This window comes from Streptomyces sp. NPDC002911 (assembly GCF_053591835.1).
In genome coordinates this window covers 424,483-450,971 of the sequence record NZ_JBSFUO010000003.1, presented here as the reverse complement: position 1 = coordinate 450,971, position 26,489 = coordinate 424,483, and the positions used below count along the sequence as shown (strand labels likewise).

Sequence of the window (26,489 nt, the reverse complement as noted above, 5' to 3'; positions counted from 1 at the left end):
TGCCTGACGGTGATCAGCCGGGGCCCGCTGCCGACCCCACCGCCTCGACCAGGGGAAGGACCCGGTGTGCCACACGCTCGCGCAGAGCCACATCGGTCCGGGTCCTGACGACGCCGGGGAGCTGGATCAGCTGCTGGATCACGTCCTCCAGATGCCCGTTGTCGCGGGCCACGACGCGGGTCAGAAGATCGCCGCCCCCTGTGGTGGAGAAGGCCTCGATGATCTCCGGGACGGCCGCGAGTGCGTCACCCACCTCGTCCAGATGCCCCTGGGTCACCTCCAGGTGGACGAAAGCGAGTACCGGGTGACCGAGTGCCGCGGGGGAGAGGACCGGGCCCGTGCCCGTGATCACTCCGTCCCGCTCCAGGCGGTCCAGCCGGGCCTGAAGGGTGCCGCGTGCCACGCCGAGGATGCGGGCGTACTCGCGCACGCTGGTGCGCGGCTGCTCGATGAGCAGCCGAAGGATGCGGGTGTCGAGGGCGTCCACGGCCATGTCCGGCTGTGCTCCTCCCGGCTCGGTGATCGGTCGCCCGACTGTACCCAGGGCAGGGCAGGGCAGGGCAGGGCAGAGCGACGGCGTCGGGGCACCCGCGGGATCAGTGGCCGTGGACACGGGCGCGGTCGACCCGCGCCCTACGACGAAGTGATCAGGCCGTGTGCGTGTCCGCCGGGCTCTTGACGCTCTGAGGGGGTGGTCGGGCCACGCCCGATTGCGGCGTGACCGACCGGCCCGTCGCTCTGCCGTGGCACGCACGCGTGCCACGGCAGAGCGACGGAGCTGTCCGGATGCCGTTACCGGGGTCCGGACGGGGTCAGCCGCAGCAGAGTGCCCTCGCCGTTGGCCGACAGGACGAGCGAACCGTCCGGTGCGGCAGCGATACCGGCGAAGCGGCGGGCGAGCCCCGGCAGGCCGTTGGCGAACAGTGCGGGTTCGGCGTCCGGCGGGAGGGGCACGGCCTCCGGCGGAGGACCGACCGGCAGGTCCTCGGCCTCGGTCCAGCTCGCCCCTGTGGTGAGGGAAAACGCGCGCAGCCTGCGGTGCCCGGTCTCCACCGTGTACAGCTCGTCGCCCAGGACCGTCAGCCCTTGCGGTGCACCGAGGCCGTCAGCGACGACGGTGGCTGTCGCGTCCTGCTCCAGCCGGAGCACGGCACCCGCCTGCTCGTCACTGACGTAACACCGCCCCGCCGCGTCGAAGGCCACGTCGACCGGCCGGCCGAGCCCTTCCGCGAGGACGGTGACCCTGTCGTCCTCCGCGACGGCCAGCACCCGGCCGCCGCCCGTCTCGGCGACGACGAGTGCACCTGCCGGGCTCACCGCGATGCCCATGGGCCGGGCCAGCCCTCCCAAGCGCGTCCGCATCGCCCCGTGCTCGAGGTCGTAGGTGCGGACGTCCCCGAACTGCGAGGTGAGGTGCAGGAGCCCGCCCTGCGCCGCGATGCCGTGGGCGAAGGGCGCCAGTACGTGACTGGTCGGTTCGCCTGTGCCCGCACCGTCGTCGGCCTGGGCACCCGGCTCGGTGGCCGGGGGACTCGCGACCCGGTAGTGGTCGGCGGCGTACACCGTTCCACCGAGATCGACCGTGACGCCGTAGGGGCCGTCGAAGCCGCGTGGCACGATCACCCGGGTCCGCCCGTCGGGGTGCATCTCGGTGATGCCGCCGCTGGCGTAACTGGAGACGAACATCCGGTTCTCCGCGTCGAACGCCGCGTTGTCCAGTCCCGCCAGACCACTGGTGACCAGGGTCCTGGACCCGGTGCCGTGCAGGTCGATGCGGGTCACCCCACCCTCCGGCCCGAGCGACAGGACGTGCAGTACACCGCCTTGGTCGAAGCGCACCGCGACCGGCCGGTCGACCTGGTCCGCGACCAACTCGGGCGCACCGCCGTCCGGTGGGATACGCCAGATCTGCTCGCTGATCATGTGTGGGTAGTAGAGGTAGCCGTCCGGCCCGCGCTGCATCGCGTTGCCCATGGCGAGTCCCACGGTGAGCACGGCAGGCTCACCGCCGTCGGGAAAGAGTTCCAGCAGACGGCCCTCGGGCTTCATCTCGTTGACGAACAACCGGTCGCCGATGCAGGTGATGCCGTTGGGGTTCTTCACCTCGTCGCATACCAGGGAGTACTCGCCCTGCGGAGTGCGCCGCCAGACCCGGCCCGGCACCAGGTCGGCGATGTACATCGAGCCGTCCGCCCCGAAGGCGAGGTCGTCCGGTGACTGGACCGGCCCGCCCGCCGGTACGACGACGTCGAGGTCACCCCCCGCGAGATCGACCGCACTGATCCTGCTTCCCAGGAACTCGGCGACGTACAGCCGGCCGTCCGGGCCGAACGCGATGCCGTTGGACCCCCACAGCGGGTTGGCCGGGTTGAGCCTCCGGGCCGACCGGTGGCTGCTCGCCGGGACGGTGCCGTCGAACCTGCTGGGGAACGCGGTAGCCTGCTCGTCCGTTGCACGCACCTTCGTCACTCCGCCCCGGCCAGGACATCGTTCATGCCGTCGCCGTCGCGCCAGTTTCTGAGCAGCTCGTGGAAGGCGACCGGCCCGTCGCCGAAGGATTCGCTGCGCGCCCGTGGCCTGCCCTCGTTGTTGTAATACCCGGGGGTGCACTCGGCCTGGAACGCGTGCAGGCTCGGCGCCTTCCGGCGGATCGTTGCCACCCACTCCTCCTGCGCCTCGACGGTCGGCTCGATGAGCCGCGCCTGGCGCCTGACGGACTCGGCGACGACCTCGGCGACGTGCGTGGCCTGTTCGTCGAGGATGTGCACGTAGTTGATGGAGCTGGCGTTCTGCAGCGGGCCGAGCTGGAAGAAGTTCGGGAAGCCGTGACTGTAGAACCCGTGGAGCGACTTCGGGCCCAGGGCCCAGGACTCCAGCAGGGACACCCCGTCCCGCCCGTACACCGGGAGCTTCCCGGACATCACACCGGAGATGCCGACCTCGAACCCGGTAGCGAAGATGATGCAGTCGACCTCGTACTCCACGCCGCCGACCACCACGGAGTTCTGGGTGATGCGCTCGACCCCATGACTGTCCGCGGTGTCGACGAGAGTGACGTTGGGGCGGTTGAAGGTCTGGAGGTAGTGGTCGCTGAACGTGGGCCGCTTGCACATGTAGCGGTACCAGGGCTTGAGCTTCTCGGCGGTCTCGCTGTCCTCCACGACGGCGTCCACGCGGGCGCGGATCTCGTTCATCTTCTGGAAGTCGGCGATTTCGTAGGCCTGTTCGCGTTCCTCAGCCGGAACATCCGCGTAGGCATCGGTCGGGATGAGCTTTTCCTGCAGACGGGCCGTGCTGGTCCAGGCGTCGTTCACCAGGTCCTCGTCGACCGGCTTGCCGGTGACGACCTTGAGGAAGTTGTCCATCCGCCGCCGCTGCCAACCGGGCGTGAGCGACTTGGCCCATTCCGGGTCTGTGGGCCGGTTCTCGCGGACATCGACCGAGGAAGGGGTGCGCTGGAACACGTACACCTGCCGGGCGTCGGCTCCGAGGTGCGGTACGACCTGGATGGCCGTGGCGCCGGTCCCGATGAGGGCCACACGCTTGTCGGCGAGTCCCACCAGGCCGCCGTCCTGGTCGCCCCCGGTGTACTCGTAGTCCCAGCGGCTGGTGTGGAAGGTGTGACCCTCGAAGTCCTCGATGCCGGGAATGCCGGGCAGCTTCGCCTGGCTGAGCGTCCCGCTCGACACCACCACATAGCGGGCCTTGACGCGGTCGCCGCGGTCCGTGGTCACCGTCCACTCCGACGCGCTGTCGTCCCAGCGCAGTTCGGTGGCCTCGGTCTGGAAGCAGGCGTCGCGGTAGAGGTCGAAGTGCCGTGCGATCGCCTGCGAGTGCTCGCGGATCTCCTCACCCGGCGCGTACTTCCACTTCGGGACGTAGCCGACCTCCTCCAGCAGAGGCATGTAGGTGTAGGCGTCGATGTCGCAGTGGATGCCCGGATACCGGTTCCAGTACCAGGTGCCGCCGAAGTCCCCGCCCTTCTCGATCACCCGGATCGAACGGACTCCGGCCTGGCGCAGCCGCGCCGCCGCGAGGAGGCCGCCGAATCCGCCACCGATGATCACCGCGTCGACCTGGTCACGCAAGGGCTCCCGTGTGAAGTGCGGGTCGGCGTGGGGGTCGGCGTCGTAGTAGCCGAACTCACCGGCGGCACGCCTGTACTGGGCGCTGCCGTCGGGCCGGATCCGCCGGTCGCGTTCCGTGCGGTACTTCAGCCGCAGCTCTTCGGGGTCGAAGTCCAGCTCGTGCGTATCGGGGCCAGTGGGCGTGGGTGAGGTGCGGGGGGACGGCATGCGAGGCCTCATTCCTCTTGGGGGTGGGATCCGGGCTGACCCGCGCGCCGGCGAGGCGCGGGGCGCCGGCCGGCGAGGAGCCATGCCGGCCGGGGGGTGCGGAAAGGGTCGGGGGAGCGGCGGCCCTCCGGGCGGACACTCCGGTCCCGCAGGCTACGAGGTCCCGCGTCGGGGGCGTCCACGAGTAACCCCCTTGTTCTTCACAGCACTTGACGCGCCCCGCACCTAAGAAGTGCATGGCACACGGTATGTGGTCGATGCAAATCTCGAGCTCGAGGGGTGGTGGAAGGTCTCCGGAAATGACCCGACGCCTGGGTGGAGGTGAGGGGCTCAGACTGCGGACCAGCCGTTGTCGACGGGGAGGATCGCGCCGTTGATGTTGCTCGCGGCGTCGGATGCGAGGAAGAGGATCGCCGCCGCCTGCTCCTCCGCCTGGGCGGGCGACCCGACGTTGCCCATGTAGGGGGCGAGGGCGGCGGGCCCGTGGGCACTCCGGTCGGCTTCGACCCGGATGTTGGTGATGGTGCCGCCGGGCGCGATGGCGTTGGAGCGGATTCCCTTGTCGCGGTACATGACTGCCAGGGACTTGGTCAGGCCGGCGATGCCGTGCTTGGACGCCGTGTACGCGGCACCCGCCGCGCTGCCCCTGAGTGCGGCTTCGGAGGCGGTGAAGACGACGGCACCCTTCCCGGCGGCGAGCATGTGCGGCAGCGCGGCCCGGGTGAGGCGGAACGGAGCCGTGAGGTTGATGCCGATGACGCGCTCCCACTCGTCGTCGCCGGTATCGGCCGCCGCCGACATGCTGTCCATGATTCCGGCGTTGTTGACCAGCACGTCTATGCCGCCGAACTCCTCCACGGCCGTCGACGCGACCCGGTCGACGACGGCCTGGTCCCGCAGGTCGCCGATCACGGTCACCGCGGTGCCGCCGGCCTGCTTCGCCTCCTCCGCGACGGCTCGGGCAGCCGCGTCGTCGATGTCGGCGATCACGATGCGCGCGCCCTCCTTCGCGAACAACAGGGCGGTGGCCCGGCCGATGCCCGATCCGGCGCCGGTGACGATGACGCTGCGGCCCGTTCCATTGCTGGTGACGCTCACGTGTTGCTCCTCGCGTTCGGTGACAGAGCAAGCACGCTACCTTTAATGTCAGGTCGCGCCAAAATGGCGAGTGCCGCCAGAAAAGATGTCGCTACGATGGACGCAGCTGGAAGGATGGTGGCCGAAAACCGTGGAAACCGTGCACGTCGAAGCGAGGCAGGACCCGGCCTCGGTCGTCGCCGGAACCGGGGCCGGCCGCGGAGCCCGCCTCGGGCGTCCTCCGCTGACCGAACGCCGCAAGGCCGCGACCCGGCTCGAGATCGCCCGCGAAGCCGTTCGTCTCTTCGCCGAGCGCGGTGTGGCAGCGACGACCGCCGACGAGATCGCCGCCGCCGCGGGAATCTCGCAGCGGACCCTGTGGCGCTACACCTCGTCGAAGGAACTGTGCGTCAGCCCCCTGCTGACCTACGCGCTGGACTTCGTCACCGCGCTCATGAGGTCGTGGCCACGCGACCGGCCGCTGGTGGAGGCCGTCGCGGGGGCCCCACCCTCGCTTCCGGACGCGCCGGCCGGCACCGAAGCCGAAGCGCTGCGTGACCTGGTCCTGCTCACCCGCACCGAGCCCGGGCTGCGCGCCGTATGGCTCCAGGTGCACCACGACGCGGAGCTGGTCTTCGCCGAGATCATCGCCGAGCGGACGGGCCACGGGCCGGACGGCCTCGAGCCACGGATGCAGGCGACCCTGCTCAACAGCACGCTCCGCATCGCGGTCGAGCAGTGGGCGTGGAGCACGGACCCGCAGCCGGCTTCGCTGTCCCGCACCATCCACCGCGCGCTCGCCATCGCCCGCTCGGGCCTGTCCGGCTGAGCGCCCGCGCCCGCCCGGGACCGGAGGCTCCGAACGTGTCCGGTCGTGTGGCTCGTCGTTGACCAGAGCATGAACCTGCGGTCCATGTCCTTCGCGCTCGTTGCCCTGCTGGGCGCGGCCGGTTGTGTCTCCGTCCCGGCCGAAGCGGAGAGGCCGGCCCCCGTGGCCTCCGTGCGCTCCGGCGACGCCCCCGCCGCGCAGACATCCACGCCGCCCGCCGCGCCTCCGGCCGTCCATGACGCCCTGGGGAAGGCCGAGGAGCGGCCGGAGCACGGCGGAAAGAAACGGAAGAAGAAGGAGGAGGGGGTGCGTGCGCCGACCCGCCGTGCGGGCGCTGTCGCACCACCGGCCCGTCAGCAGGCCCGGAGTCAGCCGCGACGCGTGGCTCCGGCCCGGCCCGAACCGCCGCGCCGCGCGGGCACGCCCCGCCGGGCACAGCCGCGGCAGACGTACGACATGCGCACCGTCTGCGCAACGGGCCAGGGGGTCGCGTCCTCCGAGATCGTCGACCTGTGCCGCGCCGCGTACGGCCGCTGAGGGCGCGTCACGGCAGTGCGTGGCCCTCGCACGGGTGGGCGTGGTCACCACCGAGGAACGGATCTCCTACGCGGAGCTCGCGGCCCAGGCCGTCGGGATCCGGTCCGCCGCCGGTATCGGGCAAGGGCGATCGCGTCGGCCTCTGTCCCGGCAACGGGTTCCGCTGGGTCGCTCCGGTCGTCGCCCTCGGATCGGTCCGAGCGGTGGCCGTACCCGTCACCACCCACCGCCGGCGAGGTCGCGCACACCCTGGCGTCCGGCGGGTCCTCCCGCCATACGGCAATCATGAGTCCGCGCACCGGCCCCTGCCCTGCCCCTACCCGAGACGCAGAGGCCCGGCCATTGGCCGAACCGTGGCACTCATGCAAGTGGATTGGCTGCACCAATGGCATAGCGTCTCGGGCATCTGTTGAGCCAACAGTCGATGCCGTGGTGTGATGTCCCCGTCGATGGCGCTGCGGATTCCGTGGCGCCCTTTTTCATGCGAAGGGGCGGCAGCTGTGCTGAAGAGGGCGTTCGTGGCTCCGGATCCAGGGCGGCTCCGGCTGCGCCACGCGACGAGGGCCGTCCTCGGCATCGGACTGGCCGCCGTCCTGTGCGGCCTGGCCGGTCACTCACTCGCCGGCGCTGTCACAGGCGGGCTCGCGGCACTCCTGGCCCTCTTCACGGTGACCGACCCCACCGTGCGCGGGCAAGCGGTCACAACGGCGCTCCTGCCCGTCGCGGGGCTTCCCGTACTCGCCCTGGCGGCTGGACTGCACGACCTACCCGTGGCGCGTGACCTGGCCTTCCTCGCGGTCATGGGTATGGGTGTCTACGCCCGGCGATGGGGACCGCGCGGTCACTCGCTCGGGGTGTTCGCCTTCATGGCCTTCTTCATCACCCAGTTCCTCCACACCCTCCCGGGACAGCTGCCCGAGCTGTACTCCGCCGTCCTGCTCTCGCTGCTCGCCTCGTCGGCCGTCCGTTTCGGCCTCTGGTGCTACGAGCGACAGCTGCCCGTTGCCGCGCTGCTCGCGCCCGTGTCCGGCCGGGGGCTGGCCCGGACGACCACGCGTCAGGCGATCCAGGCGACGGCGGGCGGGGCCCTCGCGCTGCTCGCGGGCCAGTTCCTCTCCGGGGAGCGCTGGTACTGGGCCGTGGGTGCCACCTGGTGGGTCTTCGTCAACACCGCCTCACGCGGTGAGACGCTGGTCCGCGGATTCCGCCGGGTGCTGGGGACGCTCGCCGGTATCCCCGTCGGGCTGCTCGTCATCGCTCCGCTGCACGGCTCGGCTCTGCCTTCCGCGGTCCTGGTGGCCCTCGGCGTTTTCGGGATCTTCTACAGTGCGGCCGTCTCCTATACCTGGATGATGTTCTCGGTGACGGTCCTGGCGGTGACGCTCTACGGCCTGCTCGGCGTCCTCGATCCCGCGCTGCTCGCGCTGCGCCTCACGGAGACCGGCGTCGGCGCGCTCGGTGCGGTGGTGGCGGTACTCCTCGTCCTGCCGGTCACCACCCACGCGACGACCGATGCCTGGATCCAGCGGGCCCTGCGCTGCGTGCACGCGTGCACCGCGGAGGCCGCCGCACGGCTCGGCGGCTCGGCGACCGCCGACCCCGCTCCCCGGGTCGCCGAGCTGGAGGCGCTCCTCGGGCGGGTACGGCTCTCGCTCGGCCCGCTCGTGCATCCGCTGAGTCCGTTCCGCGCCCGTAAGGCACGGGCCGCACAGGTCCTCGCGCTGCTCGACGTATGCGTACGCGAGGTGCGGGGCCTCGCGTCCGTCACGGCGGACCCGGAGGCGTCCCAGGACGCCCGCCTGGCCGCTGCCTGCTGGCGCGTGGAAGCCTCGGTGGAGGCGCTGACCGCACCGGTACGGCGGCGCGCCACGACGGCCTGTGCCGGAGTGTTGCAGCCTGCCGGTGCGGCCGAACCCGCGCTGGCTCATCTGCACAGTCTGGAAAGGGCGCTCGCCGAACTCGCCGCTCCCCTGCACAGTTCCCCGCGCGCTCCGCTGATCGGCGCCTGACTTCCTCTCTCGCAGCCTTCTCCGGTCCGGACCGGAGAAGGCTGCCTGCTACCGTCGGCCGGGAAGATCGTGACGGACGCGAAGAGGGGTAGCGCGATGGGCGCCGACCACGCAAAGCGGGCATTCATAGGGTCGTTCACCTCGGCGGGAGGCCGCGGCATCACCGTCGCAGCCGTCGACCGGGATACCGGGGCGCCGTCCGTGCTCGCGTCCACGGATGCCGTGGCCGATCCGTCCTTCCTCGCGGTCGGCCACGCTCCCGGGACGGGTGCGACCGTGCTGTACACAGTCAGTGAGACCTCCGACGGCGCCGTCGCGGCGTTCGGCATCGACGACGACGGCACACCGAGGCTGATCGGTGAGGTGCGGCCGGTCGACGGGAGCAGCCCGACTCACCTGGCCCTCGCCGGCGGCCATCTGGTGACGGCCAACTACGGCTCCGGCAGTGTCACCGCGCTGCCCGTAGAGGACGACGGATCGCCCGGCCGGGCGACCGACGTGCTGCGGCACGAGGGCCGCGGTCCCGACGAAGGCCGCCAGTCGGGCCCGCACGCGCACCAGGTGGTGGCCGATCCGTCGGGGAACTGGGTGCTGAGCGTGGACCTCGGCACGGATTCCGTACGTGTCTGCGCCCTCGACCCCGCCACCGGCTGCCTGCGGCTGCACGCCGAGACGGCACTGCGTCCGGGCACCGGGCCCCGCCATCTTGCCTTTCACCCGTCCGGGGGACACGTCTACGTTCTGAACGAGCTGGAGCCGACGGTCACCGTCTGCCGCTGGGACGCGGCCGACGGGCTGCTCGAACCGCTGGGGGAGACGCAGGTGCTGCCCTACGACCACGACGAAGGCGGAGCCGTGCGTACGTACCCCTCGGAGGTGGTGGTCTCGCACGACGGCCGGTTCCTGTGGACGGCCAATCGCGGGCACGACAGCATTTCCGTCCTCACGCTCGACGAGACGGCCGAGAAGCCTGTGCTGGCGGCTGCCGTGGGCTGCGGCGGACGCTGGCCCCGCGATCTCACCATCGACCCCACCGGACAGTGGCTGTATGTCGCCAACGAGCACTCCGGGAACGTCAGCTGGTTTGCCGTGGACGCGGAGACGGGAATCCCGGCGCACGCGGGCTCCATCGAGATCGCGGCCGCCTCCTGCGTGGTCTTCGCCTGACGCATACCGGGGCAGTGGCGGCGACTGCCCCCGCCCGGCATGTGGCACGGACCGGAGAGGACCGGTCCGCGCCACACCGTCCGGGCATGCGGGTGGCACGAAATCAGTGTGCGTGGGCTCCCTGCGGCGTCGCCGGGGTGATTCCCAGCGTCGTCGCGTACAGCGAGAGCACGAGCTTGCCGATGGCCGGGTATGCGCCGAGCGGCTCCGCGGTCGCGCAGCCCGCCTCCTTCGCGGCGGCGTCCAGCAGCCCTGCTTCGATCTCCGGGCCCACCAGGTACGGCGCGAGCGCGAGCTGCGCGGAGCCGGAGCTCTGCAGCTGCGCGGCGACCGAGGCGACCGAACCCTCCACGTCCAGGGCTGCGGCCATCACCGGCACGGCGAGACGGGCGGCCAGCAGCATGCCGGTGATCCCGGCGGCCTGCACGGCCTCCTCGCCACCGACCGTGGCCAGCACGATGCCGTCGGCCGCGGTCGCCACCGTGAACAGCCGCGCGCGGTCGGCGCGCGCCAGTCCTGCCTCCGAAAGGCGTACGTGCAGCGCTTCGGCGAGCAGTGGGTGCGGACCCAGTACGTCGGTCAGCTCCGCCTGCGTACCGCTGTCCATGACGGCCTGCCGTATGCGCCGGATCAGGGCGCTGTCCGGCCCCGCGAGCAGCGGCACCACGACGGCGGACGGGCCCGAGGGCTCGGCGACCTCGCGGCCCGCGGCGGTGGCCTGCTCGTAGCGCGCGGTGCGCTCGGCGGCGGCACGGGTGAGGACGGAGACGAGCGTGGGATATTCGGCGTCGTCGCCGTCGAGATAGCCGATCTGTGCATTCAGACCGGGTAGCTCGGAACGGGCGATGCTGATCACTTCCTCGGCCAGGCTGCGCGAGGCCGGGGAAGGGGCACCGGGAAGGGCAAGAACGAGCGCGGCAGCGCCCTCAGGTGCGACCACGGGCTCCGGGCGGCGGTGCCGTCCGGACTGGCGAGGTCGCGGCATTCGTACAGGCAGGCCGGAAGCGGGCCCAGTGGGGGTGCTCATGGCGCCGCATGCTACTGGTTTTGGGTGCCCCTCTGTTCGGGGAGGGGGCGGTCAGGCGTCATCTGTCCGCATATGTCTGTTGGGTGACATGGCAGGCGACTGACCTGCGCTGTCCGGACGGATGATCGCCCGAATCAGCTACGTTACTCCCGGTACGAACAGCAGGGTCGGATGGGGTGGCAGTCGCAGCCCGGGGCCGGCGAGAGCCCGGGCGATCTCCAGCGCGCCGTGCAGCGGGTCGCCCTCCGCCGTGACCACGCGTGCCCGTGGGACCTGTTGGGCCAGTTCCCTGTGCAACGGCCCGAGGAGAGGCTCGCCCATGTGGAACAACCCGCCCGTCAGAGCGACTTCACAGTCGTCGGGGCGGAAGCCCGCCGGGCGGGGACACACCGCGTTCGCCGATTCGGCGATGTGTGCCGCCGCCTCCCGTAGAATCCCCGCCGCTATCTTGTCGTCGAGGGCGCAGGCCCCGACCTCGGGGGCGAAGGAGGCGAGCAGCGCGGGGCGGTCCGTACGCGGATAGAGCAGGCCAGGAAGACCGGCGACCGCTCCGAAGACCGCCTCGAGCCGCGCCAGCAGCGCCGGCGAACCGCCGCGCCGGCCGTCATGGGCCCGCATCGCCGCATCGAGCCCCGCCCGGCCGATCCAGGCGCCGCCGCCGCTGTCGCCCAGCAGATGTCCCCAGCCGTCCGCCCGCCGCCACGTCGTGAGGTCGGTGCCGAGCGCGATCAGGCCGGTGCCGCCCGCGACGACAACCCCGGGCCGCTGGCCCAGTGCCCCGGCGTACGCGGACACCGCATCGGCTGCCAGCGCCACTCGCCGTACGCCCAGCGCGTCCGCGAGTGCGGCGGGCAACCGGGCGCGCAGCTGGTCACCGAGCGTCGCCATACCCGCTGCACCGATCGCCGCAGCGCTGACGGATGCCCCGGGCCCCGCCTGCTCCAGCAGCCGATGGGCCGCGGGCAGCAGCTGCTCCAGCAGATGCCCGGCGTCGATACCGTCCGCACCGGTCCGCACGGGTTCGGCGCGGACGGCGGTGAACGGCGGAGGCCCGGCCTCCACCGGTCCGAGCGCCACTCGGAGTCCTGACCCGCCCGAGTCCACCCCGAGGACGAACGCGCCTGGTTCGGGGACGGTCACGGCAGCCTCCGCTCGGCCGGCTGGAGACCGGTCGGCCCGATCACCGGAAGCAACGGGCACCACTGACTGCGGACGAACGCCTGCGGGACCTTGCGGGGCCGGGACCTCATGGACGGACTCCGGAATCATGAAGGACGGACGACAAGCGGCACCCTATCTCCCGCCCCCTCCCGTGGGCGCGCATGATCACTCGGGGCGGTGTAGGCCGGTAGAGTGACGGCCGTGGCAGCGCGACCGTTGAGTGAACTTGTGGAGCCCGGCTGGGCCGAGGCGTTGGAGCCCGTGGCCGGCCGGATCGCGGCGATGGGGGACTTCCTTCGTGCGGAGATCGGCGCCGGGCGCACCTATCTGCCGGCGGGGAAGAACGTACTCCGTGCTTTCCAGCAGCCCTTCGATGACGTACGCGTCCTGATCGTGGGTCAGGATCCCTACCCGACCCCGGGCATGGCCATCGGGCTCAGCTTCGCGGTGGCGCCCGATGTGCGACGGCTTCCGGGCAGCCTGGAGAACATCTTCCGGGAGCTGCACTCCGACCTCGGCCTTTCCCGGCCTTCCAACGGCGACCTGACGCCCTGGACACAGCAGGGTGTGCTGCTGCTCAACCGGGCGCTGACCACAGCACCCGGCAAACCCGCCGCCCACCGGGGCAAGGGCTGGGAAGAAGTGACCGAGCAGGCCATCCGTGCCCTGGCCGCACGGGGCAAGCCGATGGTTTCCGTGCTGTGGGGGCGGGACGCCCGCACAGCACGGCCACTCCTCGGAGACCTGCCCGCGGTCGAATCCGCCCATCCTTCCCCCATGTCGGCGGACCGCGGCTTCTTCGGCTCGCGGCCTTTCAGCCGCACCAACGACTTCCTGGCCCGCGCGGGGGAGCAACCGGTGGACTGGCGTCTGCCGTGAGCAGCGACCAGGAGTGCAGGGCGAGTTCGCGCGTCATCACCCTGCCCGCCCGCCTGCAAGGCGTTGGCAGAAGGGCGTGAGCCAGGCTGCCCGTCAGTCGAGCACCGCGGCCCGCACGCACAGCACATCGGGCAGATGCGCGACCAGTTGCTGCCAGCTGTCGCCGTCGTCCGCGCTCGCGTACACCTCGCCGTTGCGATTGCCGAAGTAGACCCCTGCCGGGTCGGCGTCGTCCGTACAAAGGGCGTCACGCAGCACCGTGCCGTAGTGGTCACCGTCCGGGAGGCCCTGGGCGAGGGGCTCCCAGGTCTCTCCCGCGTTCTGCGTACGGAACACCCGGCAGCGGTGTCCGGCCGGGACGCGGTCCGCGTCGGCGTTGATCGGGAAGATGTAGAACGTGTCCGCGCGGTGCGGGTGCGCGGCGGCGGCGAAGCCGAAGTCCGAAGGCAGGCCGGCGCCGATGTCCTTCCAGTGCTCCCCCGAGTCGTCGCTCCGGAACACGCCCCAGTGGTTCTGCAGATAGAGCCGGTCGGGGTCGGCCGCGTCACGGGTCACCTTGTGCACGCACTGCCCGAACTCGGGGTCCGGATCCGGCAGGAAGACGGCGGAGACGCCCTTGTTGGACGGTGACCAGCGCTCGCCGCCGTCCTCGGTGCGGAACACTCCCGCCGTGGAGACGGCGACGGTCACCGCCCGGGCGTCCCGCGGGTCGGTCAGGATGGTGTGCAGCCCCTCGCCGCCCCCGCCCGGCACCCACTTGGACCGTGTCGGATGGTCCCAGAGCGGGCGGACCAGCTCGAAGGACTCGCCCCGGTCCTGCGACCGGAAGAGCGCGGCCGGCTCGGTCCCCGCGTAGACGACGTCGGGGGCCTCGGGGCCGGCGGGGTGCAGCTGCCACACCCGCTCCAGCGACGCGCCGGTGAACTGGGGGAACTTCACCGCAGGCTGTTTCGGCTCCACCCAGGTCGCGCCCAGGTCGTCGGAGTGGAAGACCGAAGGGCCCCAGTGGGCGCTGTCGCCGCCGACCAGCAGCCGGGGCGCCCGCCCCCGGATGTCGATGGCGATCGAGTAGATCGCCTGGGCGTTGAAATGCGGATCGCTGAACGTCCACCTGCCGCCGTTTCTGCGGCCGATGAAGAGTCCCTTGCGGGTACCTACGGTGAGCATCACATCGGTCATGACCGGTCCTCCCGAGACGCCGTTGTGCCGGATGGGGCCAGTCTGCACCGGGCCACTGACAGTGGCCGGGAATTGCGGTGTCGGCCCAGGTCACAGCGGTCGCGGCGAGCGCGCGGGCCACGGCGCAGGACGACATGTCCGCGCGTCGGGAGTCGCGCCCCGCCCCCTCAGCGCGCCGGCGGGGCCGTGCTGCTGCGGACCACCAGGCTCGTCGCCAGGTCGACCCGGGTGGTCGCCGGCTGCTTGCCCCGGCTCAGGTCGAGGACCAGCCGGGCCGCGGTCTCGGCCATCTCTATCAGCGGCTGGCGCACCGTCGTGAGCGGCGGGCCGATCCAGCGGGTCAGCGGCAGGTCGTCGAAACCGACCACACTGAGGTCCTCGGGGATCCGCAGTCCCAGCTCGCGCGCGGCTTCGTACACGCCGAGGGCCTGGAGATCGTTCCCGGCGAAGACGGCGGTGGGCGGTTCCGGCAGGCGCAGCAGTTCCAGCGCCGCCGTGTAGCCGTCCTCGTGGTTGAACTCCCCCTCCCGGACGAGATCGGGATTCATCGGGATGCCCGAGGTCTCCAGGGCGGCGCGATAGCCATCGAGCCGGGCACGGCTGCACATCATGCGGGCCGGTCCGCCGACGATGCCGATCCTCCGGTGGCCCAGACCCGTCAGGTGGCGGGTGGCGGCAAGGCCGCCCTGCCAGTTCGCCGCCCCGACCGAGGGGATGTCGTCGCCTGGATCACCCGCCGGATCGACGACGACGAACGGGATGGAGCGGCTGGTCAGCTGTGCGCGCTGCGCCGCGTCGAGGTCCGAGAGCACAAGGATCACTCCGGCCGGGCGGCGCGCCAGCACGCCGTCCACCCACGTCTGGCCCGGGGTGAGCCGGCCCGCGCTCTCCGAGAGGACCAGGCTCAGGCCCTCCTCCCTCGCGACGTTCTCGACTCCCCGGACGACCTCCATCGCCCAGGCGCTGTCCAGCTCGTGGAAGACCAGGTCGATCAGCTGGGACTGCTGGGAGGCTCCCCGCCTGCGGCGGTAGCCGTGCCGCAGCAACAGGTCCTCCACCCTGGTGCGGGTGCCCGGGGCGACATCGGCACGGCCGTTCAGCACTTTCGAAACTGTCGGAGCCGAAACACCGGCCGCTCGGGCGATCTCTGCCAGCGTGGCGGTGCTCTCCGACGACTCGCCGACGGACACCTTCTCCTGTGGGGGCTGGACCTTTGCAGGGCTCATGCACGAATCGTAGCTCCCCCGCAGCCCTGGATACGCGTCCGGGCAAGGTCGGCACATCCTTGCTCCTGCCCTCTTGACGGGCCCGAAACGCGACCGTACGGTTCCGGCAACATTCGAGAGGCACTCCGAAACATTCGACAGAGGATGCGGTCATGAGGTCGGGGACATTCACTCAGGGCACACGTTCGACACGACGGGCCGCGGCGGGCGCGGCGATGACCATGGCCTGCCTGCTGGCAGGCTGTGGCTCAGGGGGCGGCGGGAGTGACAGCGGGACCATCACCGCTTACGTCTACGGCGACGACGCGGTCAAGGTTCAGCAGGCAGCGGTCGACACGTTCAACAAGACCTCCGAGGTCCAGGTGAAGCTGGTTCCGGTTCCCGGCAGCGACTACGTGAACAAGCTGCGCAGCGCCATGGGCTCGCCCAGCGCTCCTGACGTCTTCTACAACTGGGGCGCCGGCTCCATCAAGCCTTACGTCGACTCCGACGACCTGGTCGATCTGACGTCGACGGTGAAGAACGACGCCACGCTCGAAAACGGCTTCATCCCCTCGATCATGACGGCCGGCGGTCTCGACGGGAAGATCTACGGCGTGCCCATGCGCGGCATGCAGCCTGTGATGCTCTTCTACAACAAGGCCCTCTTCGCCGAGTACAAGATCGAGGCTCCGGAAACCTGGGAAAACCTTCAGACGGCGATCAAGACCTTCAAGGCCGCCGGCATCACCCCCTTCGCGCTCGGTGGCGCCGAGAAGTGGCCCGAACTGATGTGGATGGAATACCTGCTGGACCGGATCGGCGGCCCGGAGGTCTTCAAGAGGATCCAGGACGGCGACACCGACGGCTGGGGCGATCCCGCGGTGCTCAAGACGGCACAGACCGTCAAGGAGCTGATCGCCCAGGGCGCCTTCGGGAAGAACTTCAACTCCGTGGACTACGCCAGCGGAGCAGCGCCGACCCTGCTCAGCAAGGGCAAAGCCGCGATGCACCTCATGGGCTCGTGGGAATACTCGACCCAGCTGGGCAAGGCCCCCGAATTCGCCAGGAAGGACCTCGGCTGGACCACGTTCCCGGCGGTGGCCGGCGGGGTGGGCGACCCGGCGAACATCGTGGGCAACCCCACCAACTACTGGTCCGTCAACGCCCGGACCAAGCACAAGGACACCGCCATCGCGTTCCTGAAGACGATGGCGTCGAAGACCTACGCGCAGGCCCTCGTCGACAACGGCGACGTCCCCACCACGTCCAACGCGGCCTCAATGCTGAGCGGTTCCCCCAACCCGGAGTTCGCCACCGACCAGTACGAAATGGTGCGGAAGGCTCCGAGCTTCACCCTCTCGTGGGACCAGGCACTCGAAGCCCAGTACGCCACGCCACTGCTCACGGAGATCAGCAAGCTGTTCGCCGGCAAGACGACCCCTGAGCAGTTCGTCGAAGCAATGAAGGCCGCAAAGTAACGATGTCCCACCACACTCCGGTCGCGAAGAGGTACGGATACAGGAAGGCTGCCGTCGGCAACGTCGGCCGCCCCCCGGTCGCCTGGGCCGTCCCCGGCATCCTCTTCTTCGCCGTCTTCGCGATCGTCCCTCTGGCGATCGCCGTCTGTCTCTCCTTCTGCGAGTGGGACGGTCTCAACTCCCCGACCTTCACGGGCCTGGACAACTGGACCCGGCTGTTCAGGGACTCCGAGTTCGGTCAGGCCGCCTGGCTGAGCCTCCTGCTCACCACGATCAGCTGGGTCTTCCAGACTCCGGTGGCCCTGCTGCTGGGCGTGTGGGCCGCGGGCCGCCAGCGCAGCCGTGCGTTCCTGTCCGCGATCTTCTTCATCCCGCTGCTGCTCTCCACCACCGCCATCGCGATGCTGTTCCGCGCACTGCTGGACCCCAACTTCGGCGTGATCCAGACGATCGGACCCTGGATCGGCATCGATCCCAACGTCATGGGGACGTCCACCGGCGCCCTGCTCGTGGTGGCGTTCGTCGGCGGATGGCAGTTCATGCCCTTCCACACGCTGATCTACCAGGGCGGCGCCCGGCAGATCCCGGAGGTCCTCTACCAGGCCGCCTCCATCGACGGCGCGGGCATGGTGCGGCAGTTCTTCCACATCACTCTGCCGCAGCTGCGCCACACGATGACGACCTCGTCGGTCCTGATGATCGTCGGCTCGCTGACGTACTTCGACACCGTGCTCATCATGACCAAGGGCGGTCCCGGCACGGACACGACGATTCTGCCCTACCTGATGTACCGGACCGGCTTCCAGACGTACGACCTCGGCTATGCGGCGGCCATCGCCACGGCGCTCGTCGTCGTGGCGACCAGTATCTCGCTGGTCATGGTCCGCCTCAGTGGCTTCGGGTCCATGCGGTCCACGCGGGAAGGTATGTGACGAGATGCCGATCGACACCCGCCCCGCTTCGCCGCAGCAGCGCGCGACACCCGACGCGCCGCGTCGCGGCCGTGCGTTGCGCCGGCGCGGGTCTCCGGGAAACCCGGTGGCCGGCATCGGTTCGGTGATCTGGCTGGTCATCGTCCTGGTGCCGCTCTATACGCTGGTCTCCGCGTCGCTGATGCGGCAGGACGAGGCCCTGAACGGTGACCCGCTGGCGGTCCCCAAGGATCCGACGCTCGCGAACTACGACTACGTGCTGGACAGCGGGTTCCTCACGCTGATCGGCAACACCGCGATCGTCGCGGTGGTCACGGTCGCCATCGTGCTGGTGTTCTCCGTCCCGGTGGCCTACGTGGCGGTGCGCACCCGCAGCCGCCTGTCCTCGCTCGCCTTCCGGACCTTCCTGCTCGGTGTGGCCATCCCGGCGCAGGCCGTGATCGTGCCCCTCTATCTGATGATCGGAAAGATGGGGTTGTACGACACCCTGTGGGCGATCATCCTGCCCACCTCCGCCTTCGCGATGCCTGTCGCGGTCCTGGTGCTCAGCGGCACCATGCGCGACGTCTCCGAGGAGATGTACGAGGCGATGGCCCTCGATGGAGCCTCGCCCCTGCGCATGCTCTGGCAGCTGGCGGTGCCACTGTCCAAGGCCGGGATCAGCACGGTGGCGATCTTCTCCGCCCTGCAGGCGTGGAACGGCTTCCTGTTTCCGCTGATCCTGACGCAGTCGGAGGAGCAACGCGTACTGACGCTGGGACTGTTCAACTTCATGAGCCAGTTCGGAGTGAACATCCCCGCGGTACTGGCAGCGATCGTCCTCTCCGTCGTTCCCATCTTCGCCGTGTACCTCGTGGCGCGACGGGCGCTGATCAACGGACTGATGGGGGTGGGCGGCAAATAGCACACCGACGCCGCCCCGGACCACCGCACTCATGAAAGGAACCCCTGCCGCCATGGCAATCCACCCCGTCCCGCATACCCGTCAGCTCGATCCGCCCCCCGCCGTCGACGGCCCCTGGCGCGACCCTTCGCTCAGCCCCGAGGAGAGGGTGGCCGACCTGGTGGCCCGGATGACGCTCGAGGAGAAGGCCGCCCAGCTCTACGGAATCTGGGTGGGCGCCGACGCGGAGGGCGACGGAGTCGCACCGCACCAGAACGACATGGTCGACCCGGTCGACTTCGAGGACATCACCACACGTGGCCTCGGCCAGCTCACCCGCCCGTTCGGCACCGCCCCGGTCGACCCGGGCGTCGGCGCCGTCTCACTGGCCACGGCCCAGGCCAGGATCTCCGAGGCGGGCAGGTTCGGTATCCCCGCGCTCGCCCACGAGGAGTGCCTGGCCGGCTTCACCGCCTGGGGCGCGACCGCCTATCCGGTTCCGCTGTCCTGGGGTGCGGCCTGGGACCCGGAGCTTGTCGCGGAGATGGCCCACCGGATCGGCAGCGACATGCGGTCGGTCGGCGTCCATCAGGGCCTCGCGCCCGTCCTGGACGTGGTGCGGGATCTGCGCTGGGGCCGCGTGGAGGAGACCATCGGCGAGGACCCCTACCTCGTCGCGACCATCGGTACGGCCTATGTCCGGGGCCTGGAGGCCTCCGGGATCGTCGCCACGCTCAAGCACTTCGCGGGCTACTCGGCGTCGGCGGGCGCGCGCAACCTCTCTCCGGTACGTGCGGGCGCCCGCGAGATGGCCGATGTGATCCTGCCGCCGTTCGAGATGGCGATCCGCGAGGGCGGCGCCCGGTCGGTGATGCACTCGTACGCAGAGATCGACGGTCTGCCCGCCGCGGCCGACCCGGCCCTGCTCACCGGGCTTCTCAGGGACACCTGGGGGTTCAGCGGAACGGTGGTCGCCGACTACTTCGGCATCGGCTTCCTTGAGACGCTGCACAAGGTCGCCGCCGGACGCGGTGACGCCGCGCGGCTGGCCCTCACCGCCGGCGTGGACGTGGAGCTGCCCACCGTACGCAGCTACGGCGACGAACTGGTCGCCGCCGTCCGCGACGGACTCGTGGCCGAGGAACTGGTGGACCGCGCCCTGCACCGGGTCCTGCTGCAGAAGTGCGAGCTGGGCCTGCTCGACCCGGACCGGCCCACCCTCCCCGCGGTGCTGGACGGGGTGGACCCGGAGCGGGTGCGCGGCAGGGTGGATCTCGACCCGCCGCGGAACAGGGCCCTGGCCCGGTTGCTCGCCGAGCGGTCCTGCGTACTGCTGGCCAACCCCGGGGGGGCACTGCCGTTGAGCGGCACCGGGCGGATCGCGGTCGTCGGGCCGCGCGCCGACGACCCGCTGGCCATGCTCGGCTGCTACTCCTTCCCCAGCCACGTCGGGGTCCTGCACCCCGGGGCGCCCATGGGCATCGAGGTGCCGACGATGCTGGAGGCGCTCCGTGCGGAGTTCCCGCGCGTCGGCGTCGACTACGCGCAGGGTTGCGAGGTGGACGGTACGGATGCCTCCCGGATCGAGGAGGCCGCGGCACTCGCGGCCGGGGCCGATGTCTGTGTGGCCGTGCTCGGCGACAGGGCCGGACTCTTCGGCCGCGGCACCTCCGGCGAAGGCTGTGACGCGGCCGATCTGGCGCTGCCCGGTCGCCAGGGCGAGCTGTTGGACGCGCTGCTCGCGACCGGCACGCCCGTCGTTCTGGTGCTGCTGACGGGCCGCACATACGCGCTCGGCGGGCGGGCGGACCGGCTGGCCGCCTGCGTGCAGGCGTTCTTCCCCGGCGAGGAAGGCGGCCCGGCGCTCGCCGGTGTGCTCTCGGGGCGGGTCAACCCCTCGGGGCGTCTGCCCCTGTGCGTGCCCAGAGACCCGGGCGGCCAGCCGTGGACGTACCTGCAGCCGCCGCTGGGCCGGGCCAACGGGGTGAGCAATCTGGACCCGACGCCGCTCTACCCATTCGGCCACGGACTCTCGTACACCTCGTTCGCATGGGAGCCCGGCGCCGCCGCGCCGGCCGAACTCCCCACCGACGGCGAGACGGACCTCGAGATCACGGTCCGCAACACCGGCGACCGCGACGGCACCGAAGTGGTCCAGCTCTACGTGCACGACCCGGTCGCCCAGACCACGCGCCCCGAGGCCCGGCTGATCGGTTACGCCCGGGTGCCGCTCGCCGCGGGGGAGTCCCGGAAGGTCAGTTTCCGCTTCCACGCGGACCTGGTCTCCTTCACCGGGACCGGTGGGCTCCGTATCGTCGAGCCCGGTGACCTGGAGCTGCGCTTCGCCACGTCCAGCGACGCGGCCGATGTGAAGCACGTCGTAGGGCTGCGTCTCACCGGAGCCGAGCGCACCGTCGATCACGGGCGCCGCATGGTCTGCGCCACCTCGGTCGACGCACTGGTCGCACAGAACTGACGGGGCAGGGGGCTCACGCCCCCTGCCCGCCTGGTCCGCACACCTCCCGGGGAGGCGGAGGCCATGTCGAAACTTTCGAAGGCCACCCCGGGCATGCTCCGCCAACGGACTCGCGTGCGTCGGCGCTGCGGGTTTGATCTTGATTGTCCAGCAACGAGCACCATCTGCACCGGTCACGCCTCCGACGACGTAGCCAAACCCGAGCCCGCCGCTCCCACTGCAAAGGCCGAGAGCACCGTGGCTCCGCCATCAGTTCCAGGCGGCGGCCAGGCCTACGTGAGCCGAAGCGCCGCGGCTCCTGCATCGAAAGATGTATCGGCATCTCATCCGCCGGCGACCCTGGTGATCGCTTGGGCGCCGAGGAAGGTGAACACCCCTGGTGCGACCGGATGTTCAGCAAGGAGAGAGCGATGACCGACCCTCGCCCCGACCTGTCCGTTCGCTCCCTCACGCCCCCTCCCTCTCCGGGGCCCTGGGCCGGGCCCTGGGCGGCGGTCTCATCATGGTCGTGGCGCTGGGGGCCGGGACCGCGGTCGGCCCCGTGGTCGCCGACGCCGTCGGGGTGACCGGATTCGCGGCCCGCCTGGTACCTGCCGCGCTCGTCAGCGCGGTGGCCATGCCGCTCGTTGCGCTGAAGCTGGATGGCGATCACAACAGGACAGCCGCACCCGCACGCCGCGGACCTTCACCGGCAGGTCGTGGGTGTCGTGGTTGTTGTCGCGGGCGTGCTGCTCGCCCGGGCGCTGCGCCTCGCTCTTCAGGAACTGGTCCTCGGTGGGGCCCCGGCCAGCACAGCAGTGTGGTGCAGGACCGCACAGCTGTACTGGTCAGCCTCGCTGGATGGCCGCTGGTTCGTACTGGACCGGCTCGGCGGGTCTCGGCGCCATCGGGGAGCCTTCCTCGGCGCGTACGTCCCCCTGAAGCTGCAGGGGGAGCTGTGGGACAACGTCAACACACGGCTACCGCTCATCACATCGGACGGGCAGGTGCCCACATACGGAATTCTGGTTGGTCGACCCGACCGTGGTACTCCAGAACCTCGTGGTGGACACCGGCGGCCTCAAGTCGAGCTGTCTGGGCCCGCCGGAAATCTCCGGCCGAGCTGACCGGAGCGGGACGAGGAGGCGGCAGGGATGAGCATCGAGATCCGGGACACCGAGGGACACGGCGCGAGGCTGGAGGTGGCCCCTGGGGCTACGGACGGGCCTCTCCAGGTCGGAATCCGGATCGAGGGCCCCTCGGCGCACGGCTCCTGGTCCTGCTCTCCGGCCGCGGCCAGGGAACTGGCTGCGGCGCTCGTCGCGGCGGCCGCCGAGGCGGAGCACGCGCGCCCGGCGGAGCCGGTGACCGTCAGGGCGAGTGAGCTGGCGCGCGGCGACGTACGGGACGGCGACCGGCTGATGACGGTGGAGGCCGTCAGGACGGACGGGGCGAATGTGCAGGTGACCTGGACCTCCGGAGGCGGACGCAGCTGGACCCAGATGTACGAGGCCGAGGCCGGCATCCGGCTCCGGCGTCGGCGACTGTCGTAGTACGGTACATCTCGTAGTACGGTGAAAGTCGTAGTACGGTGGATCTCGTACGAAAAGACGGCCCGGCGCGCCCGGGCCGTCGTGCCGCCCGTCGCGTCCCGAGGAACCGGAGTCCCCTGTGAGTGCACTGTTCGAGCCCTACGCCCTGCGGTCGCTGACCATTCCCAACCGGGTCTGGATGGCCCCGATGTGCCAGTACAGCGCTGAGGCGTCCGGCCCCGACGCGGGCACAGCCAACGAATGGCACTACGCCCACTACGGCGCCCGCGCGGCCGGCGGAACCGGCCTTGTCCTCGTCGAGGCCACCGCCGTCAGCCCGGAGGGCCGGATCAGCCCCGCGGACCTCGGCATCTGGAACGACCGGCAGGTGGAGGCGTTCCGCCGGATCACCGGCTTCCTCGCCGGTCAGGGAACCGTCCCGGGCATTCAGCTCGCGCACGCCGGCAGGAAGGCGTCGACCGACCGCCCCTGGCGCGGTGGGGCCCCCATCGGCGTCGGTGACCCCGAGGGCTGGACGCCGGTCGCACCGAGCCCTGTCGCGTACGACGAGGATCACACGGTCCCCGCCGAGCTGAGCACCGAGGACATCCAGCAGGTCGTGCGGCAGTTCGCCGAAGCCGCCCGCCGAGCGCTCGACGCGGGCTTCGAGGTCGCCGAGATCCACGGGGCGCACGGCTATCTGATCGGTGAGTTCCTGTCCCCGCACAGCAACCACCGCACCGACGCCTACGGTGGCTCCTTCGAGAACCGCACTCGCTTCGCGCTGGAGGTCGTGGACGCCGTGCGCGCCGTGTGGCCCGAGGAGCTCCCTCTGTTCTTCCGCATCTCCGCCACCGACTGGCTGACCGAGAACGCGGACGATCCGCGCGAGGGCTGGACCGCCGACGACACCGTCCGCCTCGCACGCGAACTGCTCGCACACGGCGTCGACCTGCTGGACGTCTCGACCGGCGGACTGGCACCGAAGGCGCGGATCCCCGTGGAGCCCGGTTACCAGGTGCCGTTCGCCGAGCGGGTGCGCAACGAGACCGGCCTCCCGGTGGCCGCCGTGGGGCTGATCACCGACCCCGTGCAGGCGGAGAAGGTGCTCGCCGACGGCAGCGCCGATGCGGTCCTGCTCGGCCGGGAGTTGCTGCGAGACCCCTACTTCGTCCGCAACGCCGCACGCGCGCTCGGCGGCGACGTCCAGGTGCCCAAGCAGTACGGTTACGCGGTGTGACACCGCGTCCGTGGGTACGCTGAGCGGCGATGTTCACTCCCCAGGGCCCCACGCTGCGCGAACTGGCCGTACAGGCGCTCTCCTCGACGATGCGCGGATACGACCTGCTCGCCCCGAAGTTCGACCTGACGCCCTACCGGACCCCGGACCGGGTGCTCGAAGCCGTCGCCGACGCGGTGCGGCCCCTCGGGCCGTTCGGCCGGGGCCTGGATGTCTGCTGCGGCACCGGAGCAGGCGCTGGCGTGTTGCGCACGCTGTGCAGGGAGCGGGTCACCGGCGTCGACTTCAGCGCCGGCATGCTGGACGCCGCCCGGGCGGCGGACACCGGGAACGCCGGAGGTCTGCCGGTGGACTGGGTCCGGGCCGACGCCCGCGCGCTGCCGTTCGCGCAGGCCTACGACCTGGCCCTGAGCTTCGGGGCGTTCGGCCATTTCCTGCCGGAGGAACGCCCCGACCTGTTCGAGCAGGTGTACGCGGTGCTGCGGCCCGGCGGCCTGTTCGTCTTCCCGGTGGGTGCCCCGCCCTCGGTGGGCTCCCGGGCCTACTGGTCGCTGCTCGGCTTCGACCTGGCCATGCGGGCGCGGAACGCGCTGTGGCGCCCGCAATTCGTCATGTACTACCGCACGTTCCCGCTCGAGGGCGTGGTGGACGACCTCGTACGGACCGGATTCACGGTGCGGCTGCTGCCGCTGGAGGAGTTCGGCAGGAGGCCGGACGGAAGCCCTCGCGTCCGGCTCGTGACCGCGGCCCGTGGCTGATAACTACGACGATGCTCGTACAATGGGAGTCCCCTGTAGGAAGTGGAGCCACCGTGACGACGAACGCGACTCGCGTGCTCGCCCACCCCTCGCGCGAGGAGATCCGCGTCGAGGGCGTGCTCCATGCGCTCTCCGATCCGATCAGGCTCCGGATCGTGCGCCAGCTGGCCGGCGCGACCGACGAGCAGGCGTGTTCCCGCTTCGATCTCCCTGTGTCCAAGTCCACCACCACGCACCACTTCAGGGTGCTCCGTGAGAACGGCGTCATCAGCCAGTTCTACCGCGGCACGGCCAAGCTGAGCTGTGTACGGACGGAGGACCTGGACGCCCTCTTCCCTGGCCTGCTGGACAGCGTGCTCGGTGGTGTGGACCTGCAGGCAGAGCGCCTCGGCCAGGGCTGACGCGTTCTCCGGTGCGCTACGCGCGGTGACTCCGGGCCGCGTCGAGCAGCCCGGACCAGTCGGGAATTTTCACCTGCCCGCGTCCGAGCGAGCGGCCCAGCGCCGCCTCCGCGCGTTCGATGGAGAGCCAGCCGGCCCATTCCACCGGCCGCAGCCCCTGATCCCGCAGAGCGCCCAGAGGATCGGCGGACACCTCCCGGCCGGCGAGCAGCGGCGCGTCCTCGACGAGCGAGGCGACCGTCTCCTTGGCGCACGATCTGTTCGAGCCGATCACCCCGGTGGGGCCCCGCTTGATCCACCCGGCGACGTACTCACCGGGCGAAGCCGTCCCGTCCCTGGTCACCCGCCCCGCCAGATGCGGCACGGTGCCGCTCACCGGGTCGAAGGGCAGACCGGGCAGGGGCGTCCCCCGGTATCCCACGGCCCGAAGCACGAGCTGGGCGTCGATGTCCTCGTACGCCCCGGTGTCCCGTACGCCGCCGGCACCGTCCGGGGCCGTGCGCGCGAGACGTACCCCTGCGACCCGCCCGTTCCGCTCCAGCAGTTCCACCGGGCGCAGGAAGAACCGCAACCGGATGCGGCGCTCGCGGTCGAGCGCCGCGCCCGGAGGATCCGTCGCCCACCCGCGCAGCACGTCCAGATTCCGCCGGACCACGGCAGGCAGGGCTGCTCCCGCGACACCCGCGTACGCCGGATCGCGCGCGAGCTCCGACCCGTCGACCACGATCCGTGCACGGGGGAGCGCGCCCAGCTCGCGCAGCTCCTTGGTGGTGAACCTGGCCTGCGAGGGGCCGCGCCTGCCGACGATGTGCACCTCACGCACCCGGCTCGCCCCCAGCGCGTCCAGAGCGGCCCTCGGTACGTCCGTGCCCCGCAGCTCGGCCGCGCCGCGGGCGAGGATCCGGGCCACGTCGACCGCCACGTTGCCGACCCCGACCACCACGGCCGAACGGGCCAGGAGTGGAAAGCCGCCGACGGCCGCGTCCGGGTGGGCGCTGTACCAGGAGACGAATTCGGTGGCGGAGAAGCTTCCCGGAAGTCCTTCGCCGGGAACGGCGAGCGGCCGGTCGGCCGCCGCACCGACGCAGTAGACCACCGCGTGGTACAGCTCCTTCAGCCGTGCGGGTGACAGCCCGCCCGCGCCGCCCACCTCGACATGACCGACGAAGGTGATCCGGTCGTCCTCCAGGACCGTCCGGAGACTGCTCTGCAGTGACTTGATCTTCTCGTGGTCGGGTGCAACGCCGTAGCGGACCAGTCCGTACGGTGTGGGCAGCCGGTCCAGCACATGCACCCGCACATCGGGCACCTGGGACTGCCGCAGCAACGCCTGGGCCGTGTAGACCCCACTGGGGCCCGAACCGACGACGGCGACACGGAGCACGGCGCACCTCCTCCCGGACGATGCCTCCAGCATGGCACCGCCACGCGGAAGCGGGGGA

Annotated in this window: 23 protein-coding genes; 14 read left to right on the top strand and 9 right to left on the bottom strand. The window is 71.0% G+C overall.

Features of this window, described 5'->3' with window-relative positions:
- Window positions 1-13 precede the first annotated feature (13 nt).
- The 4 genes from ACWD04_RS07345 to ACWD04_RS07330 all read right to left on the bottom strand — a co-directional run bounded on the left by ACWD04_RS07345 (window position 14) and on the right by ACWD04_RS07330 (window position 5,393).
- Window positions 14-493: an Lrp/AsnC family transcriptional regulator gene (locus ACWD04_RS07345; RefSeq protein ID WP_451129063.1), complete on the bottom strand. Its 480-nt coding sequence runs from the start codon at window positions 491-493 to the stop codon at window positions 14-16.
- A 299-nt stretch (window positions 494-792) separates the two neighbouring features.
- The gene (locus ACWD04_RS07340) at window positions 793-2,460 is read right to left on the bottom strand and encodes a hypothetical protein (RefSeq protein WP_451129061.1); all 1,668 of its coding nucleotides are present in this window, start codon (window positions 2,458-2,460) and stop codon (window positions 793-795) included.
- Between the two features lie 5 nt (window positions 2,461-2,465).
- On the bottom strand, window positions 2,466-4,295 hold the full coding sequence (locus ACWD04_RS07335; protein WP_451129059.1) for a flavin-containing monooxygenase: 1,830 nt from the start codon (window positions 4,293-4,295) through the stop codon (window positions 2,466-2,468).
- 330 nt (window positions 4,296-4,625) lie between these two features.
- The gene (locus tag ACWD04_RS07330; RefSeq protein WP_451129057.1) at window positions 4,626-5,393 is read right to left on the bottom strand and encodes an SDR family NAD(P)-dependent oxidoreductase; all 768 of its coding nucleotides are present in this window, start codon (window positions 5,391-5,393) and stop codon (window positions 4,626-4,628) included.
- Window positions 5,394-5,532: 139 nt separating this feature from the next.
- On the opposite strand from ACWD04_RS07330, the gene ACWD04_RS07325 reads away from it, so the two are divergent.
- The 4 genes from ACWD04_RS07325 (at window position 5,533) to ACWD04_RS07310 (ending at window position 9,914) form a co-directional block, all read left to right on the top strand.
- On the top strand, window positions 5,533-6,201 hold the full coding sequence (locus ACWD04_RS07325) for a TetR/AcrR family transcriptional regulator (protein ID WP_451129055.1): 669 nt from the start codon (window positions 5,533-5,535) through the stop codon (window positions 6,199-6,201).
- A gap of 84 nt (window positions 6,202-6,285) precedes the next feature.
- Window positions 6,286-6,738, top strand: a complete 453-nt coding sequence (locus tag ACWD04_RS07320; RefSeq protein WP_451129053.1) for a hypothetical protein — start codon at window positions 6,286-6,288, stop codon at window positions 6,736-6,738.
- A gap of 500 nt (window positions 6,739-7,238) precedes the next feature.
- Window positions 7,239-8,747: an FUSC family protein gene (locus ACWD04_RS07315; protein WP_451129051.1), complete on the top strand. Its 1,509-nt coding sequence runs from the start codon at window positions 7,239-7,241 to the stop codon at window positions 8,745-8,747.
- 96 nt (window positions 8,748-8,843) lie between these two features.
- Window positions 8,844-9,914 carry a lactonase family protein gene (locus tag ACWD04_RS07310; RefSeq protein WP_451129049.1) on the top strand — a complete coding sequence of 357 codons (1,071 nt, stop codon included), beginning with the start codon at window positions 8,844-8,846 and terminating at the stop codon, window positions 9,912-9,914.
- A gap of 103 nt (window positions 9,915-10,017) precedes the next feature.
- Here ACWD04_RS07310 and ACWD04_RS07305 read toward each other — a convergent pair whose 3' ends face one another.
- On the bottom strand, window positions 10,018-10,941 hold the full coding sequence (locus ACWD04_RS07305; protein ID WP_451129047.1) for a sirohydrochlorin chelatase: 924 nt from the start codon (window positions 10,939-10,941) through the stop codon (window positions 10,018-10,020).
- A 138-nt stretch (window positions 10,942-11,079) separates the two neighbouring features.
- Window positions 11,080-12,081 carry an N-acetylglucosamine kinase gene (locus tag ACWD04_RS07300; protein ID WP_451129045.1) on the bottom strand — a complete coding sequence of 334 codons (1,002 nt, stop codon included), beginning with the start codon at window positions 12,079-12,081 and terminating at the stop codon, window positions 11,080-11,082.
- Window positions 12,082-12,303: 222 nt separating this feature from the next.
- Between ACWD04_RS07300 and ACWD04_RS07295 the strand changes: the two genes are divergently transcribed.
- Window positions 12,304-12,981 carry a uracil-DNA glycosylase gene (locus ACWD04_RS07295; protein WP_451129043.1) on the top strand — a complete coding sequence of 226 codons (678 nt, stop codon included), beginning with the start codon at window positions 12,304-12,306 and terminating at the stop codon, window positions 12,979-12,981.
- A gap of 93 nt (window positions 12,982-13,074) precedes the next feature.
- Here ACWD04_RS07295 and ACWD04_RS07290 read toward each other — a convergent pair whose 3' ends face one another.
- Window positions 13,075-14,160 carry a WD40/YVTN/BNR-like repeat-containing protein gene (locus ACWD04_RS07290; RefSeq protein WP_451129041.1) on the bottom strand — a complete coding sequence of 362 codons (1,086 nt, stop codon included), beginning with the start codon at window positions 14,158-14,160 and terminating at the stop codon, window positions 13,075-13,077.
- A gap of 167 nt (window positions 14,161-14,327) precedes the next feature.
- Window positions 14,328-15,386, bottom strand: coding sequence for a LacI family DNA-binding transcriptional regulator (locus tag ACWD04_RS07285; RefSeq protein WP_451129039.1), 1,059 nt, complete (start codon window positions 15,384-15,386; stop codon window positions 14,328-14,330).
- Window positions 15,387-15,601: 215 nt separating this feature from the next.
- Here ACWD04_RS07285 and ACWD04_RS07280 point away from each other — a divergent pair, with 215 nt between their 5' ends.
- The 9 genes from ACWD04_RS07280 (at window position 15,602) to ACWD04_RS07240 (ending at window position 25,047) form a co-directional block, all read left to right on the top strand.
- Window positions 15,602-16,846 (top strand): extracellular solute-binding protein, encoded by a 1,245-nt coding sequence (locus ACWD04_RS07280; RefSeq protein ID WP_451129240.1) that lies wholly within the window; start codon window positions 15,602-15,604, stop codon window positions 16,844-16,846.
- A 2-nt stretch (window positions 16,847-16,848) separates the two neighbouring features.
- Window positions 16,849-17,778 carry a carbohydrate ABC transporter permease gene (locus ACWD04_RS07275; RefSeq protein WP_451129037.1) on the top strand — a complete coding sequence of 310 codons (930 nt, stop codon included), beginning with the start codon at window positions 16,849-16,851 and terminating at the stop codon, window positions 17,776-17,778.
- A 4-nt stretch (window positions 17,779-17,782) separates the two neighbouring features.
- Complete coding sequence (locus ACWD04_RS07270) at window positions 17,783-18,682, top strand: carbohydrate ABC transporter permease (RefSeq protein ID WP_451129035.1); 900 nt, start codon at window positions 17,783-17,785, stop codon at window positions 18,680-18,682.
- Window positions 18,683-18,734: 52 nt separating this feature from the next.
- Window positions 18,735-21,137, top strand: a complete 2,403-nt coding sequence (locus ACWD04_RS07265) for a beta-xylosidase/alpha-l-arabinosidase (protein ID WP_451129033.1) — start codon at window positions 18,735-18,737, stop codon at window positions 21,135-21,137.
- Window positions 21,138-22,160: 1,023 nt separating this feature from the next.
- Window positions 22,161-22,274: a hypothetical protein gene (locus ACWD04_RS07260; protein WP_451129238.1), complete on the top strand. Its 114-nt coding sequence runs from the start codon at window positions 22,161-22,163 to the stop codon at window positions 22,272-22,274.
- The gene (locus tag ACWD04_RS07255) at window positions 22,271-22,669 is read left to right on the top strand and encodes a hypothetical protein (protein WP_451129031.1); all 399 of its coding nucleotides are present in this window, start codon (window positions 22,271-22,273) and stop codon (window positions 22,667-22,669) included. The genes ACWD04_RS07260 and ACWD04_RS07255 overlap by 4 nt, the downstream gene beginning before the upstream one ends.
- A gap of 118 nt (window positions 22,670-22,787) precedes the next feature.
- A complete protein-coding gene (locus tag ACWD04_RS07250; protein ID WP_451129029.1) occupies window positions 22,788-23,888 on the top strand; it encodes an NADH:flavin oxidoreductase/NADH oxidase in 1,101 nt (366 codons plus the stop codon).
- Between the two features lie 29 nt (window positions 23,889-23,917).
- On the top strand, window positions 23,918-24,646 hold the full coding sequence (locus ACWD04_RS07245; protein ID WP_451129027.1) for a class I SAM-dependent methyltransferase: 729 nt from the start codon (window positions 23,918-23,920) through the stop codon (window positions 24,644-24,646).
- Window positions 24,647-24,657: 11 nt separating this feature from the next.
- Window positions 24,658-25,047 (top strand): ArsR/SmtB family transcription factor, encoded by a 390-nt coding sequence (locus ACWD04_RS07240; RefSeq protein WP_451129025.1) that lies wholly within the window; start codon window positions 24,658-24,660, stop codon window positions 25,045-25,047.
- Between the two features lie 16 nt (window positions 25,048-25,063).
- On the opposite strand, the gene ACWD04_RS07235 is transcribed toward ACWD04_RS07240, so the two are convergent.
- Entirely contained in the window at window positions 25,064-26,431 is a 1,368-nt protein-coding gene (locus ACWD04_RS07235) for an FAD-dependent oxidoreductase (RefSeq protein WP_451129023.1), read from the bottom strand.
- Window positions 26,432-26,489: the final 58 nt, after the last annotated feature.

What these genes read in the sequence shown, in the direction of transcription:
- ACWD04_RS07305 (WP_451129047.1), bottom strand. Translation starts at nt 10,941, where the DNA reads ATGAGCACCCCCACTGGGCCCGCTTCCGGCCTGCCTGTACGAATGCCG.
- ACWD04_RS07275 (WP_451129037.1), top strand. Translation starts at nt 16,849, where the DNA reads ATGTCCCACCACACTCCGGTCGCGAAGAGGTACGGATACAGGAAGGCT.
- ACWD04_RS07240 (WP_451129025.1), top strand. Translation starts at nt 24,658, where the DNA reads ATGCTCGTACAATGGGAGTCCCCTGTAGGAAGTGGAGCCACCGTGACG.
- ACWD04_RS07265 (WP_451129033.1), top strand. Translation starts at nt 18,735, where the DNA reads ATGGCAATCCACCCCGTCCCGCATACCCGTCAGCTCGATCCGCCCCCC.
- ACWD04_RS07310 (WP_451129049.1), top strand. Translation starts at nt 8,844, where the DNA reads ATGGGCGCCGACCACGCAAAGCGGGCATTCATAGGGTCGTTCACCTCG.
- ACWD04_RS07285 (WP_451129039.1), bottom strand. Translation starts at nt 15,386, where the DNA reads ATGAGCCCTGCAAAGGTCCAGCCCCCACAGGAGAAGGTGTCCGTCGGC.
- ACWD04_RS07280 (WP_451129240.1), top strand. Translation starts at nt 15,602, where the DNA reads ATGACCATGGCCTGCCTGCTGGCAGGCTGTGGCTCAGGGGGCGGCGGG.
- ACWD04_RS07255 (WP_451129031.1), top strand. Translation starts at nt 22,271, where the DNA reads ATGAGCATCGAGATCCGGGACACCGAGGGACACGGCGCGAGGCTGGAG.
- ACWD04_RS07245 (WP_451129027.1), top strand. Translation starts at nt 23,918, where the DNA reads ATGTTCACTCCCCAGGGCCCCACGCTGCGCGAACTGGCCGTACAGGCG.
- ACWD04_RS07345 (WP_451129063.1), bottom strand. Translation starts at nt 493, where the DNA reads ATGGCCGTGGACGCCCTCGACACCCGCATCCTTCGGCTGCTCATCGAG.
- ACWD04_RS07335 (WP_451129059.1), bottom strand. Translation starts at nt 4,295, where the DNA reads ATGCCGTCCCCCCGCACCTCACCCACGCCCACTGGCCCCGATACGCAC.
- ACWD04_RS07320 (WP_451129053.1), top strand. Translation starts at nt 6,286, where the DNA reads ATGTCCTTCGCGCTCGTTGCCCTGCTGGGCGCGGCCGGTTGTGTCTCC.
- ACWD04_RS07270 (WP_451129035.1), top strand. Translation starts at nt 17,783, where the DNA reads ATGCCGATCGACACCCGCCCCGCTTCGCCGCAGCAGCGCGCGACACCC.
- ACWD04_RS07290 (WP_451129041.1), bottom strand. Translation starts at nt 14,160, where the DNA reads ATGACCGATGTGATGCTCACCGTAGGTACCCGCAAGGGACTCTTCATC.